This is a genomic window from Mycolicibacterium sp. MU0053, from assembly GCF_963378095.1.
Lineage (GTDB): Bacteria > Actinomycetota > Actinomycetes > Mycobacteriales > Mycobacteriaceae > Mycobacterium > Mycobacterium burgundiense.
The window spans coordinates 4,270,970-4,286,371 of the sequence record NZ_OY726397.1 but is presented as its reverse complement, the minus strand read 5'-3'; the positions used below and the strand labels follow the sequence as shown (position 1 = coordinate 4,286,371).

The 15,402-nt window shown below is 69.0% G+C and carries 18 protein-coding genes; 6 read left to right on the top strand and 12 right to left on the bottom strand.

Features of this window, described 5'->3' with window-relative positions; all coding sequences use genetic code 11:
• Positions 1-217: 217 nt before the first annotated feature.
• Entirely contained in the window at positions 218-1,039 is an 822-nt protein-coding gene (locus RCP80_RS20450; RefSeq protein ID WP_308479409.1) for an exodeoxyribonuclease III, read from the bottom strand.
• Positions 1,040-1,100: 61 nt separating this feature from the next.
• Here RCP80_RS20450 and RCP80_RS20445 point away from each other — a divergent pair, with 61 nt between their 5' ends.
• Positions 1,101-2,405: a hypothetical protein gene (locus RCP80_RS20445; RefSeq protein WP_308479408.1), complete on the top strand. Its 1,305-nt coding sequence runs from the start codon at positions 1,101-1,103 to the stop codon at positions 2,403-2,405.
• Here the strand turns inward: RCP80_RS20445 and RCP80_RS20440 are convergent.
• The 5 genes from RCP80_RS20440 to RCP80_RS20420 are packed head-to-tail and all read right to left on the bottom strand — an operon-like array spanning position 2,373 to position 5,651.
• Positions 2,373-2,933: a hypothetical protein gene (locus tag RCP80_RS20440; RefSeq protein WP_308479407.1), complete on the bottom strand. Its 561-nt coding sequence runs from the start codon at positions 2,931-2,933 to the stop codon at positions 2,373-2,375. The genes RCP80_RS20445 and RCP80_RS20440 overlap by 33 nt on opposite strands.
• A complete protein-coding gene (locus RCP80_RS20435; RefSeq protein ID WP_308479406.1) occupies positions 2,930-3,505 on the bottom strand; it encodes a hypothetical protein in 576 nt (191 codons plus the stop codon). Before RCP80_RS20435 ends, RCP80_RS20440 begins: the two co-directional genes overlap by 4 nt.
• A complete protein-coding gene (locus RCP80_RS20430; protein ID WP_308479405.1) occupies positions 3,502-4,143 on the bottom strand; it encodes a hypothetical protein in 642 nt (213 codons plus the stop codon). Before RCP80_RS20430 ends, RCP80_RS20435 begins: the two co-directional genes overlap by 4 nt.
• A gap of 3 nt (positions 4,144-4,146) precedes the next feature.
• A complete protein-coding gene (locus tag RCP80_RS20425) occupies positions 4,147-5,055 on the bottom strand; it encodes an N-acetylglutamate synthase, CG3035 family (RefSeq protein ID WP_308479404.1) in 909 nt (302 codons plus the stop codon).
• A 2-nt stretch (positions 5,056-5,057) separates the two neighbouring features.
• Positions 5,058-5,651, bottom strand: coding sequence for a peptide deformylase (locus RCP80_RS20420; RefSeq protein ID WP_308479403.1), 594 nt, complete (start codon positions 5,649-5,651; stop codon positions 5,058-5,060).
• Between the two features lie 124 nt (positions 5,652-5,775).
• On the opposite strand from RCP80_RS20420, the gene RCP80_RS20415 reads away from it, so the two are divergent.
• The 5 genes from RCP80_RS20415 (at position 5,776) to RCP80_RS20395 (ending at position 9,120) form a co-directional block, all read left to right on the top strand.
• The gene (locus RCP80_RS20415; RefSeq protein WP_308482956.1) at positions 5,776-6,084 is read left to right on the top strand and encodes a nucleoid-associated protein NapA; all 309 of its coding nucleotides are present in this window, start codon (positions 5,776-5,778) and stop codon (positions 6,082-6,084) included.
• Between the two features lie 108 nt (positions 6,085-6,192).
• Positions 6,193-6,669 (top strand): LytR C-terminal domain-containing protein, encoded by a 477-nt coding sequence (locus RCP80_RS20410; RefSeq protein ID WP_308479402.1) that lies wholly within the window; start codon positions 6,193-6,195, stop codon positions 6,667-6,669.
• 10 nt (positions 6,670-6,679) lie between these two features.
• Positions 6,680-7,360: a superoxide dismutase[Cu-Zn] gene (gene sodC / locus RCP80_RS20405; protein WP_308479401.1), complete on the top strand. Its 681-nt coding sequence runs from the start codon at positions 6,680-6,682 to the stop codon at positions 7,358-7,360.
• Positions 7,293-8,468 (top strand): glutamate--cysteine ligase, encoded by a 1,176-nt coding sequence (locus tag RCP80_RS20400; RefSeq protein ID WP_308479400.1) that lies wholly within the window; start codon positions 7,293-7,295, stop codon positions 8,466-8,468. Before sodC ends, RCP80_RS20400 begins: the two co-directional genes overlap by 68 nt.
• Positions 8,469-8,478: 10 nt before the next feature.
• Complete coding sequence (locus RCP80_RS20395) at positions 8,479-9,120, top strand: LON peptidase substrate-binding domain-containing protein (protein ID WP_308479399.1); 642 nt, start codon at positions 8,479-8,481, stop codon at positions 9,118-9,120.
• Between the two features lie 3 nt (positions 9,121-9,123).
• Here RCP80_RS20395 and mnhG read toward each other — a convergent pair whose 3' ends face one another.
• From mnhG to RCP80_RS20365, 6 genes are read right to left on the bottom strand one after another with little or no spacing between them, the layout of a single operon-like run.
• Positions 9,124-9,474, bottom strand: coding sequence for a monovalent cation/H(+) antiporter subunit G (gene mnhG, locus RCP80_RS20390; protein ID WP_308479398.1), 351 nt, complete (start codon positions 9,472-9,474; stop codon positions 9,124-9,126).
• On the bottom strand, positions 9,471-9,749 hold the full coding sequence (locus tag RCP80_RS20385; RefSeq protein WP_308479397.1) for a monovalent cation/H+ antiporter complex subunit F: 279 nt from the start codon (positions 9,747-9,749) through the stop codon (positions 9,471-9,473). Before RCP80_RS20385 ends, mnhG begins: the two co-directional genes overlap by 4 nt.
• Complete coding sequence (locus RCP80_RS20380; RefSeq protein WP_308482955.1) at positions 9,746-10,309, bottom strand: Na+/H+ antiporter subunit E; 564 nt, start codon at positions 10,307-10,309, stop codon at positions 9,746-9,748. The genes RCP80_RS20385 and RCP80_RS20380 overlap by 4 nt, the downstream gene beginning before the upstream one ends.
• An 11-nt stretch (positions 10,310-10,320) precedes the next feature.
• The gene (locus RCP80_RS20375) at positions 10,321-11,907 is read right to left on the bottom strand and encodes a Na+/H+ antiporter subunit D (protein WP_308479396.1); all 1,587 of its coding nucleotides are present in this window, start codon (positions 11,905-11,907) and stop codon (positions 10,321-10,323) included.
• Positions 11,908-11,927: 20 nt separating this feature from the next.
• Positions 11,928-12,407: a Na(+)/H(+) antiporter subunit C gene (locus tag RCP80_RS20370; RefSeq protein ID WP_308479395.1), complete on the bottom strand. Its 480-nt coding sequence runs from the start codon at positions 12,405-12,407 to the stop codon at positions 11,928-11,930.
• Positions 12,404-15,295 carry a Na+/H+ antiporter subunit A gene (locus RCP80_RS20365; protein ID WP_308479394.1) on the bottom strand — a complete coding sequence of 964 codons (2,892 nt, stop codon included), beginning with the start codon at positions 15,293-15,295 and terminating at the stop codon, positions 12,404-12,406. Before RCP80_RS20365 ends, RCP80_RS20370 begins: the two co-directional genes overlap by 4 nt.
• Between the last annotated feature and the right edge of the window lie 107 nt (positions 15,296-15,402).

Here is a 15,402-nt window from a genome sequence, read left to right as displayed (position 1 = left end):
CGTATTCGTTGTGGTCGGGAGGGGAGCGCACCGCCAACGCGAATGGGGGCATCAGCGGAGCCGTTGTTTGCAACGGCAATTGCGGGGCCATGGGAAAAGTGGGTCAGGTCCCGAGAAGAAAAAGTAACACCGGGTGGTGGGCCGCGAAATGAATAAATTCAGGGTGAATGGAACCGCCGGGGCGAGGCGCCCCGGGTTGGTGGTGTCGCCGCTGCGACTACCCGTCCGCCAACTCCACCAACACCGGCGCGTGATCGCTCGGCGCGATGCTGCCCTTCTTGCCCGGGCGGCGTTCGTCCTTGACGATCTCGGCGTGCGTGACCCGCTCGGCCAACGCCGGTGAGCCAAGGATGAAGTCGATCCGCATGCCGCGGCGCTTCTGGAATGCCAATCGGGTGTAATCCCAGTAGGTGTAGACGCCGGGCCCGGGGGTGAAAGGCCGCACCACATCGGTGAATTGGGCCTCGGTCATGGCGTCGAACGCGGCGCGCTCGGCCTCGGAGACGTGCGTGCGGCCCTCGAATGCGGTGATGTCCCAGACGTCGTCATCCTGCGGGGCGATGTTCCAGTCGCCGACCAACGCGATCGGCAGCGCCGGATCGTCGCGCAGCCAACCGGCCGCCGTATCCCGCAGGGCCGCGAGCCATTCCAGCTTGTAGCGGTAGTGCGGATCCTCCAGCGTGCGCCCGTTGGGCACATACAGGCTCCACACCCGCACTCCGCCGCACGTCGCACCCAGTGCGCGCGCCTCGGCGGCGGCCTCCACATCGGGTTTGCCCGACCACGTCGGCTGCCCCTCGAACCCGACCTCGATGTTTTCCAGGCCCACCCGGGACGCGATGGCCACGCCGTTCCACTGGTTGAGGCCCACGTGGGCGACCTCGTAGCCCAGCGCCGCGAACGGCATCGTCGGGAACTGGGCATCGGTGCACTTGGTTTCCTGCATGGCCAGCACGTCGACGTCGGCCCGGCCCAGCCAGTCGACCACCCGGTCCACGCGGGTGCGGATGGAGTTGACGTTCCAGGTGGCCAGGCGCATGGATCAGATCGTAGGGCCTCGCGCTTCGCGCTATTGTTCCCGCCGGAAGGGGGGAGCGAAGATGCGCACGATCGCGGCGGACACGGTCCGGCTGTGGTGGCAGACCTGGCCGACACTGGTCGCGCTGTATCTGGTGGGCTGGTTCGTGCGGTACTGGGTGCTGCAGGGCGCCATCGAGGTGGGCCTGTCGCACGGCCGGACCTGGGGCAGCCTGGTGGTGGTGCTGGCGCCCATCGTCCGGTTGCTGACCTTCCTCGGCATGTTCCTGGCGATCCGCGCGGTGACCCCCGGCCTGCAGCACGTCGGCGACGACGGCCAGAACGCAAGGGGGACAACCGACATCCTGATGACGGCGATCCTGCCGTTTCTGGTGATCTATGCGACCTGGAAGCTGATCTACGAGGATTACTACATCTACGTCACCACCGTCGACTTCACCACCGTCTATCAGGGCGATGCGGAGGCCGTCCGGGAAGTCACCTCGGGGCAGGTCGGCGGCGACGTCTGGGTGGTGATCGCGGTGGCGTTCGTGTTGCGCCAGCTGATCACCCGATTCCGCGGCAAGCTGCCCCGCTGGACCATGGCGCTCGCGGTGTACTTCGAGGTGCTGTGGATCTTCCTGACGCTGCAGGCTGGCGCGGCGGCCCTGTTCGGCTCGCCGAAGTGGATCGCCGAGCGGCGCGCGATGGTGTGGCTCGACGAAACGCGCGCCGAGGTGTTCTCCCACTTCGCGATCCTCAACCAGTGGTGGTCCTGGGTGGGTGCGCTGACCGCGCTGCTGGTCCCCGTGCTGGGACTGTCGTTGGCCTGGCTGGCGATCACCGCCTCGGTGTACGGCACCCCGTTCACGCCGACGTGGGCCGGGGCCCGGCGGGTGATGCTCGGGCACCGCGCCGACGTCGTCGCCGCCCACGCGCTGGAACTCAGTCGCACCGTCCTGCAGCCGCGCTGGCAGCGGGTCCCGGGCGAATTGCAGTCCCGGCTGCTGGAATTCATCCGCGGCCAGCTCGGCCGGTTCGGCTCCATCGTCGACGCGGGCCGGCTGATCCTGCACGGCGGGCTGCTGCCGATCTCGTTCTTCGTGGCGGCCTACATCGGGTTGCTGGTGCTCGCGCCCGGCGGCGCGTACTTCGACATCAAGGTCACCGACGGCTATCTGTTCCGGTGGATCGCGGTGCTGCTGGGGCCGCACCCGTGGCCGTGGTGGGAGAGCTTCGCCGACGCGATCCGGATCGGCATCGGCGCGCTCATCGAACCGCTGCGGATCTGCCTGGTCGCCGCCACCTACCTGTACTGCGTCGACCAGGTGCGCGCCCAGGCGGGCGAATTGCGTTCAGCGGGTGTCGAATCGGACGACCGTCGTTAGTTCCGACACATCCGGCGCCACCCGCAGGTTCTCGTCGGCAAACTTGCTCAACAGCAATTCGACCGCGCTGATCTCGGCGTCTGCCGGTACCTGCGCGTAGGCGACCAACGGCAGCGGCTTGCGACAGTCCGCCGTCAGCCCCTCGGCTTCCAGCCACGGGTAGGAGCCGAACGGCAGGGCCCGCGGCAACCAGCGTCGGCCCGCGTCGTCGACGAATGCCACTTCGCACTTCGCGTAGCGATCCGGCACCGTCGAGGACCGCCCGTCGACCTCATGCGTCAGCACGTAAAGCACCGGGCGGGTGCCCGGGGCGGTGTCGGCGTCGACGAAATCCGGCGGGGCGAGCGGCGCGAGCCGCCACCGCACGCCGTCGATGTCGACCGAGTCGCCGGCAGCGACGTTCTCGGCGGCCTGCAGATAGCCCATGTTGCGCCACCACATCGGGTAGATCACCGTGGCGCCGATCAGCGCGATGGTCACCGCGATCACCGGGAACGCCCAGCGGTGCCGGGTCAACCAGGACCTCATCCGGCCGCCAGGGCGTCGAGGTCCGCCGCATCGTGCAACGACAGCGCCGCGACGTCGACCGGCAGCGCGATCTGCGAGTCCAGCGGGGCGTCGAGCGGGTTGCCCCAGCGTTCCCGGGTTTGGTTGGCCACCTTGAAGACCGCCGCGGCCGGGATGTTCGGCAGTTCGAACGCGGCGACCCCGCGCTTGGAGGTCCCGGCGGCCACGGCCGGTCCGCGGAACGAGCCGAGGTTGGATTGGTAGTTGCGGCCGTCGGCGACCAGCTGCAGCACGGGGCGCCCGTCGTTGTGCAAGGGCTCGTAGGTGAGCGAGAACACCAGCCACGCCGCGGTGGCCGGCACCCGGACCGGTTGCCCGCGCTGCTGCAGCGTCAGCGCGCTCACCAGGTCGACGCGGTGCACCGTCACCGCGAGATCGCGGCCGACGACGCGTTCGCCCACGCGCGCGTCCACCGCGATCGGCGCCCAGGTGTCCGTCTTCGTGGGCATGTTCTTCCACAGCAGCATGGCCGCGGCCACCAGGGCCAACGCCAGCCCCACCCGCGCCGGCGGCAGCAGGGTCCGGCCGGTCACGCGGTCACCGGGTTGGCCACCGTGAGCTCGCCGTAGCGGTCCTCGTCGGCGAACCATTGGCGCGAGATCCGGAACGTGGAGTAGCCGCGCGTCATGTTCCGGAAGTCGAACTTCAGGTCGGAGACCCCGGCCAGATCGGCCGCCGAAACCACCCACGCCAGCCGGAATCGCTCGGTGAAACCGGGCTCGGCAATCGGAACCGTCTGACCGTCGCGCACCCGGAACGAGCCGGCGTACCGGTTCGGTAGATTGGCCAGCAGGACGGCGTCGGTGGGCGCGGGCGCGCCGAAGTCCCGGCAATCGTCGGCATTCCCCGACAGGAACCGCTGCTCGGCGATCGGCGCGGCCCCGTCGGCGTTGTTCGTGATGGTCGCGTCGAGCACCACGAATCGGCATTCCGGGGCCAGGTCGATGCGCAACCACGGCACCCCGGACGCCACCTCGACCGAATGACCGGTGATCGCCAGGGGGCCGGCGTCATAACGCGATTCCAGCGCGACCGGGGTGACGTGGTCGGCCTCGCGCAGCCCGCCGAAGGCGGCCGTCACCGCCAACAGCGCCACCACCCCCGTCTTCCGCCAGCGGGCCAGCGTCATGCGCTGCCACAGCCGCTTTCGCGGTTCGGCGGGTTGGCTCATGCGCTAAATCGTAAAGCCCAGCAGCGACTCGGCCGCCACGTATCGGTGGCTGTGATGCAGGCGGAAACCCAGCCCGGTGTACAACGCGACCGCCGCGGCGTTCTCGGAGCGCACCAGGACGTGGGCGCGACCGGCCCCGCGGGCGGCGCCCCACGCCAGCAATGCCTCGCACACGGCGCGGGCGTGCCCGCGTCCGCGCTGCTCGGCGGCGACCCGCACCGAGGAGATGCCGAGCCACCGGGTGCCGTCGGGCGCCGATGTCACCGCACCCCTGCCCACCGCGGCGTCGTCGAGTGTCGCGAAGGTCACCTCGCCGTCGACGACGGCGGTGAGCACCTCGACCGGGACATCCCGTTGGTACCCCCGGCGCCACGCCGCATCGGGCACCTCGGCGAACCGCACCGATTCGGGCACCGGTGTGATGTCGATGTCGCGCACCATGACCCGGGTGTGCTTGACGCCCTCCGACCGGACCGACAGCAGCCGTTCCGGCAGCGCCAGCCAGGCGGCCAGCCCGCGCGCGCGATACCAGTCGGCGACCTCGGCGACCGCGGCCAGCTGAGCCGATACCTCCAGCGGGACGGCGGAATTGGCGCGGCTGGTGGCGCCGTGGCCGGCCCGCAGGAACCAGCCGTGCAGCCACTGCTGCTCGACGCCGGGCCAGGCCATCGCCGCGGCGTGCTCGAGCGCGCGGATCTGCGAGTTGCGCACCGGAATGTGGGAAAGCTCACGCACGCTGACGATGTCGGCCGCGGCCACAGTGATCAGCTCACCGGATTTGGTGCGCACCACCACCTCTGGGCCCGCACTGTCGAGATAGCCCACGACGTCGGTCAGCGGCGAGGCCGAACCGGCGGGCAGCCGGTACCGGAGGCTGACCCGACTGCCCACCGCGGGCAACTCGACCGGCATGGTCAGTGCCCGAACGGGTCGGGGACCTCGCCGGGCATCCAGGACTGCCCGGGTGTTCCCCAGCCGTTGCGCTTGACGGTCTTCTTCGCCGCGCGGGCATGCCGCCCGATGAGCCGGTCGAGGTACAGGAAGCCGTCGAGGTGCCCGGTTTCGTGCTGCAACATCCGCGCGAACAGGCCCTCGCCCTCGATGCTGATCGGGGTCCCGTCGGCGTCCAGCCCCGTCACCCGCGCCCAGTCGGCCCGGCCCGTCGGGAACGATTCGCCGGGCACCGAGAGGCAGCCCTCGTCGTCGTCCTCCGGGTCGGGCATGGTCTCGGGGACCTCGGAGGTCTCCAGCACCGGATTGACCACCACGCCGCGACGGCGGGCGGTCTTGCCCCGCTCGTCGGCGCAGTCGTAGACGAATACGCGCTGCGACACGCCGATCTGATTGGCGGCCAAGCCAACCCCGTACGCGGCGTCCATGGTGTCGTACATGTCGGCGATGAGATCGGCCAACTCGGCCGGCAGCGAACCGTCCGGCCCGACCGGGACGGGTTGGGTCGCCGTGTGTAGGACCGGATCTCCCACGATCACAATTGGTCTGACTGCCATGGTCGGCAAGCTTAAGTCAGCCGACGCGCGGCGTTTGGTCCCGTGTCAACTGTTGCGGGCGTGGTTGAATGTTCGCGCAGTAGGTAGCGATGTGATTCGGGTGGCGAAAGGGCCAAAAGACGATATGGACGGCGCCATGGCAAGGGCTGAGCGGTCGGGTGATGACGCTGAGCTCACCGATGGGCTGACCCGTCGCGAGCACGACATTTTGTCCTTCGAGCGGCAGTGGTGGAAGTACGCCGGCGCGAAGGAAGAGGCAATCAAAGAGCTGTTCTCGATGTCGGCGACGCGCTATTACCAGGTGCTCAACGCGCTGGTGGATCGGCCGGAGGCACTAGCCGCCGACCCGATGCTGGTGAAGCGCCTGCGCCGACTGCGGGCCAGCCGGCAGAAGGCGCGCGCCGCCCGCCGGCTGGGCTTCGAGGTCACCTGATTTTCGCTGCACCCGGGTGGCCCGGCTCAGGCTGGATTGCCGGACTCCTCCGCGGTTCGCTCCGCAGGCTCCGCGAACCACTACGTCGTACCCGCTAGGCTGGGCCGGATGAACGAGCGCGTCCCGGATTCCTCCGGCCTACCCCTGCGCGCCATGGTGATGGTGCTGCTCTTCCTGGGAGTCATCTTTCTGCTGGTCGGCTTCCAGGCCCTGGGCGGAGGCGACGACGAGGACGGCACCTCGGCGGCCACCGTCACCACCACCTCGGCGACGCCCAGTCCGACCGAGGAACCCGCCGAAGCGGAGCCCGCGCCCCGGGCCGACGTGCGGGTCTACAACATCTCCGAGGTCGCGGGCGCGGCCGATCGGGCGGCGACCCGGTTGCGGGACGAGGGCTTCCCGGTCACCGAGACCGGCAACCTGACGCTGCCCAGCGTGGAGGTCACCACGGTGTACTTCGGCGATGCCGAGGGCGAGCAAGCCGCCGCCGAAGACGTCGGTCGAGCGCTGGAAGCCCCAGTTGAGCCCCGACTTCCCGAACTAATGGAGCAGCCACCGGGCGTGATCGTTGTCGTCACAGGTTAGGCTTCTGCCTATGCTCAAGCCCGCCGCTGCAGTCCTGTTTGCTGCCCCCCTTGCCCTGCTGGCCGCCTGCTCGCCGCCCGGAGAGAACCCCTCCGACGCGCCCGGCACCACGCCGTCGGTTTGGACCGGCTCACCGGCCCCGTCCGGAGTCGACGACGGCCACGGTGGCGGCGCCGACAAGCTCACGGTGCCGATCAACGACGCCTCCGGCGCGCAGGTCGCGACCGCCAGGTTCGAGTTCAGCAGCGGCCACGCCACCGTCACCGTGGAGACCACCGGCACCGGGAAGCTGACGCCCGGTTTCCACGGCCTGCACATCCATTCGGTCGGCAAGTGTGAGCCGAACTCGGTGGCGCCCGACGGCGGCGCGCCCGGCGACTTCCTTTCGGCCGGTGGACATTTCCAGGTGCCCGGTCACAGCGGACACCCGGCCAGCGGTGACCTGACCTCGCTGCAGGTGCGCGAGGACGGCTCGGCGCTGCTGGTGACCACCACCGACGCCTTCACCGAAGAGGACCTGCTCAGCGGTGAGCAGACCGCGATCATGATCCACGAGCAGGCGGACAACTTCGCCAACATCCCGCCGGAGCGGTACAACCAGGTCAACGGCACTCCGGGCCCGGATGAGACCACCATGGCCACCGGCGACGCCGGTAAGCGAGTGGCCTGCGGTGTCATCTCCGGCCAATAACCGGATCGACTTCGCCGGCTCCTACCGGCCCACGGTCGGCGTCGAATGGGAGTTCGCCCTCGTCGATGCCGACACCCGCGACCTGAGCAACGAGGCCGCGGAGGTGATCGCCGAATTCGGTGAGAACCCGCACGTCCACCAAGAATTGCTGCGGAACACCATCGAATTGGTCACCGGGATCTGCCGCAACACCGCCGAGGCGGTGAACGATCTGCGCGGCACCCTGAGCTCGGTCAAGCAGGTGGTGCGGGCCCGCAACATGGAATTGTTCTGCGCGGGCACGCATCCCTTCGCCACGTGGGATTCGCAGCAACTCACCGACGCCCCGCGCTACGCCGAGCTGATCAAACGCACCCAGTGGTGGGGCCGGCAGATGTTGATCTGGGGGGTGCACGTCCACGTCGGGGTGTCGTCGTCGCACAAGGTGATGCCGATCATCTCCGCGCTGCTCAACCAGTACCCGCACCTGTTGGCGCTGTCGGCGTCCTCGCCGTGGTGGGCCGGCGCCGACACCGGGTACGCCAGCAACCGGTCGATGATGTTCCAGCAGTTGCCCACCGCGGGGCTGCCGTTCCAGTTCCAAACCTGGCGCGAGTTCGAGGGTTTCGTCGCCGACCAGAAGAAAACCGGCATCATCGATCAGATCAACGAGGTCCGGTGGGACGTCCGACCGTCGCCGCATCTCGGCACGATCGAGGTGCGGATCTTCGACGGCATCTCCAACGTCCGGGAACTGGCCGCGCTGGTCGCGCTGACGCACTGCCTCATCGTGGACCTGGATCGGCGCCTCGACGCCGGCGAGGCGCTGCCGACCATGCCGCCGTGGCACGTGCAGGAGAACAAGTGGCGCGCCGCGCGGTACGGCCTCGACGCGGTCATCATCCTCGATGCGGACAGCAACGAGCGGCTGGTGACCGAGGATCTCGATGACGTCCTGACCCGGCTGCAGCCGATCGCCCGGTCGTTGGACTGCGTCGCCGAACTCGACAGCGTGGCCGACATCCCGCGCATCGGCGCCTCGTATCAGCGCCAGCATCGGGTCGCCGAGGAGCACGACGGCGATCTGCGCGCGGTGGTCGACGCGATCGTCGCCGAGTTGGACGAATAAGCTCGTCATCATGACGGCCCAGCCGACGACGCCGATGTTCCCCCTGCAGTCGGCGCTGCTGCCCGGTGAGTCGCTGCCGCTGCGGGTCTTCGAGCCGCGCTATGCGGCCCTGGTGCGGGCCTGTCTGGACAGTGCGGACCCGGCGTTCGGGGTGGTCCTGATCGCGCGCGGGCGCGAGGTCGGCGGTGGCGACGAGCGCAACGACGTCGGCGCGCTGGCCCGGATCGTACAGTTCGCCGATCACGGCGGGGGCCGCTATCAGTTGAAATGCAGTGTGCAGGAACGGTTCCAAGTAACCGAATGGCTGCCCGACGATCCGTTCCCGCGCGCGGTGATCAGGGACTGGCCCGACGAGCCTGGTGACGTCGGCGCCGCCGATCTCGCGGTGCTCGAGGACGACATCTGGTCGCTGCTGGAATTCCTGGCCGGCGCCCGGGAGATCCAGCTCGCGAGCCGGTCCGCGGTGCTGGGCGAACTGCCCGAGGAGCCGGGGCCGCGGCTGTACGCGCTGGCCGGCTGCGTCCCGATCGGGCCGGCCGACCGCTATGCGGTGCTGGCCGCGCCCGGCCCGGCGCAGCGGCTGGCGGCGTTGCGCGAAGCCGTGGAGACCGTCGACGCGATGGCGCGGTTTCAGGCCACCGCGCCGGACTAGACGCTATCGCTGCGGTGCGGTGTCCTCGTCGGTCTCGTTGCGCATCTCATCGACCGTGAGCCGATCCTGGAGATTCTGTTCCCGATACGCGAGTTGACCGACCCGCTGGGCGATCACCGGGGCCGTGATCACGGTGAAAAGACCGGTCAGGATCAACATCCCGATGTCGGCGTTGCCCTGCAGGCGCGTCGCGGCGCCGGCCAGTACCAGCAGCAGGCCGAGCACCTGGGGCTTGGTGGCGGCGTGCATGCGCGCCAGGGTGTCCGGGAATCGGACCACGCCGATGGCCGCGGTCAGCGCCAGCGCGGAGCCGCTCAGAATCAGCGCCCCGGCGAAGAAGTCGGTGAGATTCATCGCGAGACCTCCGTATCGGGGGCGTCCGGCACGCGGAACCGCGCGATGCTGACCGAGCCCACGAAGCTGATCAGCGACAGCGCGGCCATGCTGTAAGTAACCGTGGTGTCCAGGCTGAACGCGGCCCAGGTGCCGATGCCGCACATGGTGAGGGCGATCGTGGTGTCCAGGGCCACCAACCGATCCAGCGTGCTGGGCCCCGCCAGCAGCCGGAACATCGTGATGGCCGCGGCCGACGACAACATGATGCCGGCCAGGATCCAGACGATCATCATGCGCGCTCGACCTCCGCATTCCCGTCGTGTCCCGCCTCGTCGTGCGCGGCCGGCCGCCATTCCTCGTCGCGCTCGAAGGCCCGGATCAACAATCGTTCCACCCACGCCGCCTGGCGGTAGAACTTGCTGACCGCCTTCTCGGTGCTGGCGTCGATCACGTGGACGTAGACCATCCGGCGTTCCTGGTCGATCTCGAGCACGATCGAACCCGGGATCACGTTCATGATGTTGACCGCGAGCGCGAGCACCAGATCGGACTTGAGGTTCAGGTGCGCCCGCAGCACCGCGGTGATCGGCGGTCCCGTCGGCCTGATCGTCAGCCACGCGATCTGGGTACTGGACTGCACCAGCGCCCACGCGACTCGCACGATGAGGTAGGCCAGCGACAGCGGGTGCACCCGCCCCTCGACCGGGACGGGCGGCAACGGCAGCAGCACGGTCACCACCAACGCGATGGCGAAACCACCGATCACATTGGCCGGGGAAAAACTGCCCCACAACAGCACCCAGACCAGCATCAGCCAGATCAGCATCCAGAGCCGCAGCGCCAGCCACCGCACGGTGAACCTCTTCACGGGCGATCACCCACCACCGACGAGATGTACTGATTGCGGTCGATCACCTGGGCCGCCGCCCGGTCGCTGTAGCTGAAGATCGGTCCCGCGAACACGGTCAGGCACAGCCCCGCCACGATCAGCGCCCCCGTCGGCAACAGCATGCCGATGGGCATCCGGCCGACATCGTCGCGGTCGGCGAAGACGACGTCGTCATCGGCGTCCTCGAGCAGCGCCGACGGTGAGGCCGCCGACAACTCGCCCTCGGGGGCGTCGACCCGTTCGCGCCAGAACGCCTTGGTCCACACCCGGGTGACGACGTAGAGCGTCAGCAGGCTGGTGACCACGGATCCGCCGACCAGCAGCCAGGCCAGCACCGATCCGACCTCGGCGCCGCCCTCGAGCAGTGCGACCTTGCCGATGAAGCCCGAGAACGGCGGGATGCCGCCGAGGTTCAGCGCCGGCACCACGAACACGAACGCCAACACCGGGCTGGCCGCGGCCAGCCCACCGATCCGGCGCAGCGTGGAGGCGCCGGCCTGCCGCTCGATCAGGCCCACCACCAGGAACAGCGTGGTCTGCACGATGATGTGGTGGGCCACGTAGTAGATGGCACCGGCCATCCCCAGCTGGGTGGACAGCGCGACGCCGAACACCATGTAGCCGATGTGGCTGACCAAGGTGAAGGACAGCAGACGTTTGATGTCGTTCTGGGCGATGGCGCCCAAAATGCCGACCAGCATCGTCAGCAGCGCCGCGACCATCAGAATCCGGTCCAGCGCGCCGCCCGGGAACAGCAGCGAATGCGCGCGGATGATCGCGTAGACACCGACCTTGGTCAGCAGGCCGGCGAACACCGCGGTCACCGGTGCGGGTGCGGTGGGGTAGGAGTCGGGCAGCCACGTCGAGAGCGGGAAGACCGCGGCCTTGATGCCGAAGGCGACCAGCAGGACGGCGAACAGCGCGTTGCGGGTGCCGTCGCTGACGTCGTCGAGGCGCAGCGCGAGTTCGGCCATGTTCAACGTCCCGGTCGCCGCGTAGACCAGCGCCAGGCCGAACAGGAAGATCAGCGAGGACACCATGGAGACCATCACGTAGGTGATGCCCGCGCGCACCCGGTCCTTGCTCGCGCCGATCGTGAGCAGCACGAAGCTCGCGGTCAGCAGCACCTCGAAACCGATGAACAGGTTGAACAGGTCACCGGCCAGGAATGCGTAACAGACGCCGGCCGCCAGGACCAGATAGGTCGGCAGGAAGATCGACACCGGCTGCTGCTCGTCGCCGTCGCGGATACCCTGCCCGATGGCGTAGTAGACGACGGTCAGCAGCACCATTGTCGAAACGACCAGCATCATGGCCGAAAGCCGGTCCACCACCAGCGTGATGCCCAGCGGTCCCATGCCGGGTTCGGACTCGCCCCAACCGCCGACGTGCACCGCGATGGTGCCGTAGCGGTCGGCGATGTACAGCAGCGCGGCGCACACCACCACGATCCCGGCCAGCGAGAACAGCGTGATGAACCGCTGCAGGCGCGGCCGACGGCCGGCGATCAGCGTCGAGGCCGCGGCGATCAACGAGATCAGCACCGGGAGTGGGGCCAGCATGGGGCCCAGGCTTTCGGGGATCAACGCGAGCCCTCCCGGCCCGGCAGGGCATCGAGTTCATCGGGTTCGTCGGTGTCGGGATGGGTGATGGCGGCCTCGTCGACGTCGTCGTCGACTTCATCGGAGATGTCGGCGGTTTCGGCGGCCTTCGAGATGCTGGTGTCCTCGATGTCGTCGGCGACCTCTTCGGCGGTGGTCAGTCGGTAGGAGCGATACGTCAGCGCCAGCACGAACGCGGCCACGCCCATGGTGATCACGATCGCGGTCAGGATCATCGCCTGGGCCAGCGGGTCGGCGGTGGCGGTGCCCTCGGCGCTGCTGCGCCCGTAGACCGGGGGATTACCGGCGCGGCCGCCGGCGGACAGGAGCAGCAGGTTCATGCCGTTGCTGACCAGCAGCAGACCCAGCAGCATCCGGGTCAGGTTGCGTTCCAGCAGCATGTAGATGCCGCAGCTGATCAGTGCCCCGATCAGGCACAGTTGCACCAGGTAGGTGGTCACCGGCGCACCGCCGTCGGAGCCTGGGACCAGTTGGAGACCTCTTCGTCCAGGCGCGCACCGAGGCTGCGCAACACATCAAGCACCAGCCCGACGACGATCAGATAGACGCCGAGGTCGAAGAACAAGGCGGTGACGAACTTGATGTGGCCGAGGATCGGCACGTCGAACTCGATCAGTGCCGACGACAGCGGCGGCGCGCCCAGCAGCAGCGATCCGACCGCGGTGCCGGCGGCCAGACCCAGGCCCACCCCGAGGATCTTCCCCGCGTCCAGCGGCAGCGCCTCGCCGAGTTCATAGCGGCCGCCCGCGAGGTAGCGCAGCACCAACGCCAGTCCCGCGGTGAGCCCGCCGGCGAAGCCGCCGCCGGGGGTGTTGTGGCCGGTGAAGAAGAAGTACGCCGACAGCACCATGATCATCGGGAAGATCAGGCGCGTGGCGACCTCGAGCACCAGCGAGCGGGCCCGGGGATCGCGGTACTCGCTGCCGCGCAGCCAGGTGATGTCGCCGACGGCGGGGCTGTAGCTGGTGCTGATCATGCCGATGTCGGGCTGGCCCGCATCGGCGATGCGCGGCGCGACCCCGAAGCGCCGGTTACGGAACACCAGCGAGGCGACGCCGGTGGCCGCCACCACCAACACCGAGATCTCGCCGAGGGTGTCCCAGGCGCGGATGTCGACCAGGATGACGTTGACGGTGTTGGAGCCGTGGCCGCGCAGGTAGGCGGCATCGGGCAACAGGTCGGCGATGGGCCGGCCGTTGCGGGCCGCCATCGCGAAGGTGGTCAGCGCGGTCACGGTGGCACCGACGGCGATCGCCAGCAGCGCCCGCGGCAGCCGGAACCGGCGCATCTGGGCCAGTTCGGCCTCGGCGGGCAGGGCCCGCAACACCAGCACGAACACCACCAGGGTCAGGGTCTCCACCAGGAACTGGGTCAGCGCCAGATCGGGTGCGCCGTGGAAGGCGAAGATCGCACCGCAGCCGTATCCGGTCAGGCCCACCAGCAGCACCGCGGCCAACCGGTTGCGCAGCACCGCCGCGCCGAGGGCCCCGCAGACCATCAGCACTCCGACGATGATCTGCAGGGGCTCGTCCCAGGCCGCGATCTCGGGGCGGTCCCGGGCTCCCAGCATCAGCACGGCGATGGGCAGCAGCACCAGGGTGAGCAGGATGATCGCCTGGGTGGTGGGCAGCGAACCGCGCTGGGTGGAGCCGGTCAGCTTGATCGACAGGAAGTCCAGCGCGCGCAGCGTGAAGTCATAGATCCGGTCGGCGTTGCCCAACGGCAGATAGCCGATGCGGTTGCGCCGCAGCCAGGCGCGGAAGTAGAACGCCGCCGCGCCGGCCGCCAGCACCAGGGCCGACAGCAGCACCGGCAGATTCAGGCCGTGCCACAGCGCCAGGTGGTAGCCGAGGGTCCCCGTCGATGCGGCGTACGGGCCCAGCATGCGCTCCAACGCGCCGGGTACCAGGCCGAAGCCCAGGCCGGCCACCGCGAGGACGGCCGGCGGCAACATGAACGAAACCTTGGGCCGGTGCAGTTCGGCGACCCGGATGCTGGGTCCGCGCAAACCCTTGCGGGCGAAGGCTCCCCACAGGAACCGAACGCTGTAGATGGTGGTGAACACCGAACCCAGCACGACGCCGGCCAACACGTAGGGCGCCCAACCGCCCAGGGACCGGCTGTGCAGCAGCGTCTCGAAGGCCCCTTCCTTGCCGATGAACCCCAGGAACGGCGGCAACGACGCCATGCTGGCGGTGCCCAGCGCCGCGATCGCGAACAGGGCCGGTGCCCGGTTGCCCAGCCAGGCCAGCCGTCGGATGTCGCGGGTCCCGGTGGAGTGGTCGATGATGCCGACCACCATGAACAACGCGGCCTTGAACATCGCGTGGGCGTACAGCATGGTCAGGCCGGCGAGCATCAGATTGCCGCCGCCGGCGCCGACGAGCACGGTGATCAATCCGAGTTGGCTCACCGTGCCGAAGGCCAGGATGAGTTTGAGGTCGTACTCGCGCACGGCCCGCCAACCGGCCAGCAGCATGGTCAACAGCCCCAGCGCCACGATCATCGGTCGCCAGGGCGCCGCATCGGCGAACCCGGGCGTCATCCGGGCGATCAGGTAAACGCCGGCCTTGACCATCGCCGCGGCGTGCAGGTACGCGCTGACGGGGGTGGGCGCGGCCATGGCGCCGGGCAGCCAGAAGTGCATCGGGACGATCGCCGACTTCGACAGCGCGCCGATCAGCACCAGGACCAGCGCGATGTCGATCACCAGGCCGGTCGGCGGATTGGCCACCAACTCCGAGAGCAGGTAGGTGCCGGAGTATTCGCCGAGGATGACGATGCCCACCAGCATCGCCAGCCCGCCGAAAGTGGTCACCAGCAGCGCCTGGGTGGCGGCGCGGCGGCTGGTGGCCCGCTCGGCGTAGTGGCCCACCAACAGGAACGACAACACCGTGGTCAGTTCCCAGAAGACGTAGAGCATCAGCATGTTGTCGCTGACGACGAGGCCGAACATGGTGCCCGAGAAGGCGACGAGTTCGGCGGCGAAGCTCGGCAGCCGGTTCTCGATGCGGCCGTCGCGGTGGTGGAAGTAGCTTCCGCAGTAGAACAGCACCAACGCGCCGATGGCCAGCACCAGCACGCTCATGATCGCGGCGAGGGTGTCGAAGCGCAGATCGATGTCCATCGACAGCTCCGGCACCCAGTCGATGCGCACCTGATGTGCCGCGTCGCCCTCGTTGGCCGGGGTCGGCCAGTACGCCACGACCCAGATCAGGGACAGCAGCGGCACCAGTGCCAGCGGGTAGAACGCGCGCCGTCCCCACCTGTTCACCAACAGCGGCGCGGCAGTGGCAGCGACCGCGTGGCCGAGCAGGACGGCGAGCAAGGCACTCCGATCGTTCGGTGGCTACGCGCCTAATCGTTGTGACAGCGCGTGGCGATCTGGCATGGGTCGGGGTGTCAGCCGCTTCCGTTGAACACGGGCGCAGCGGA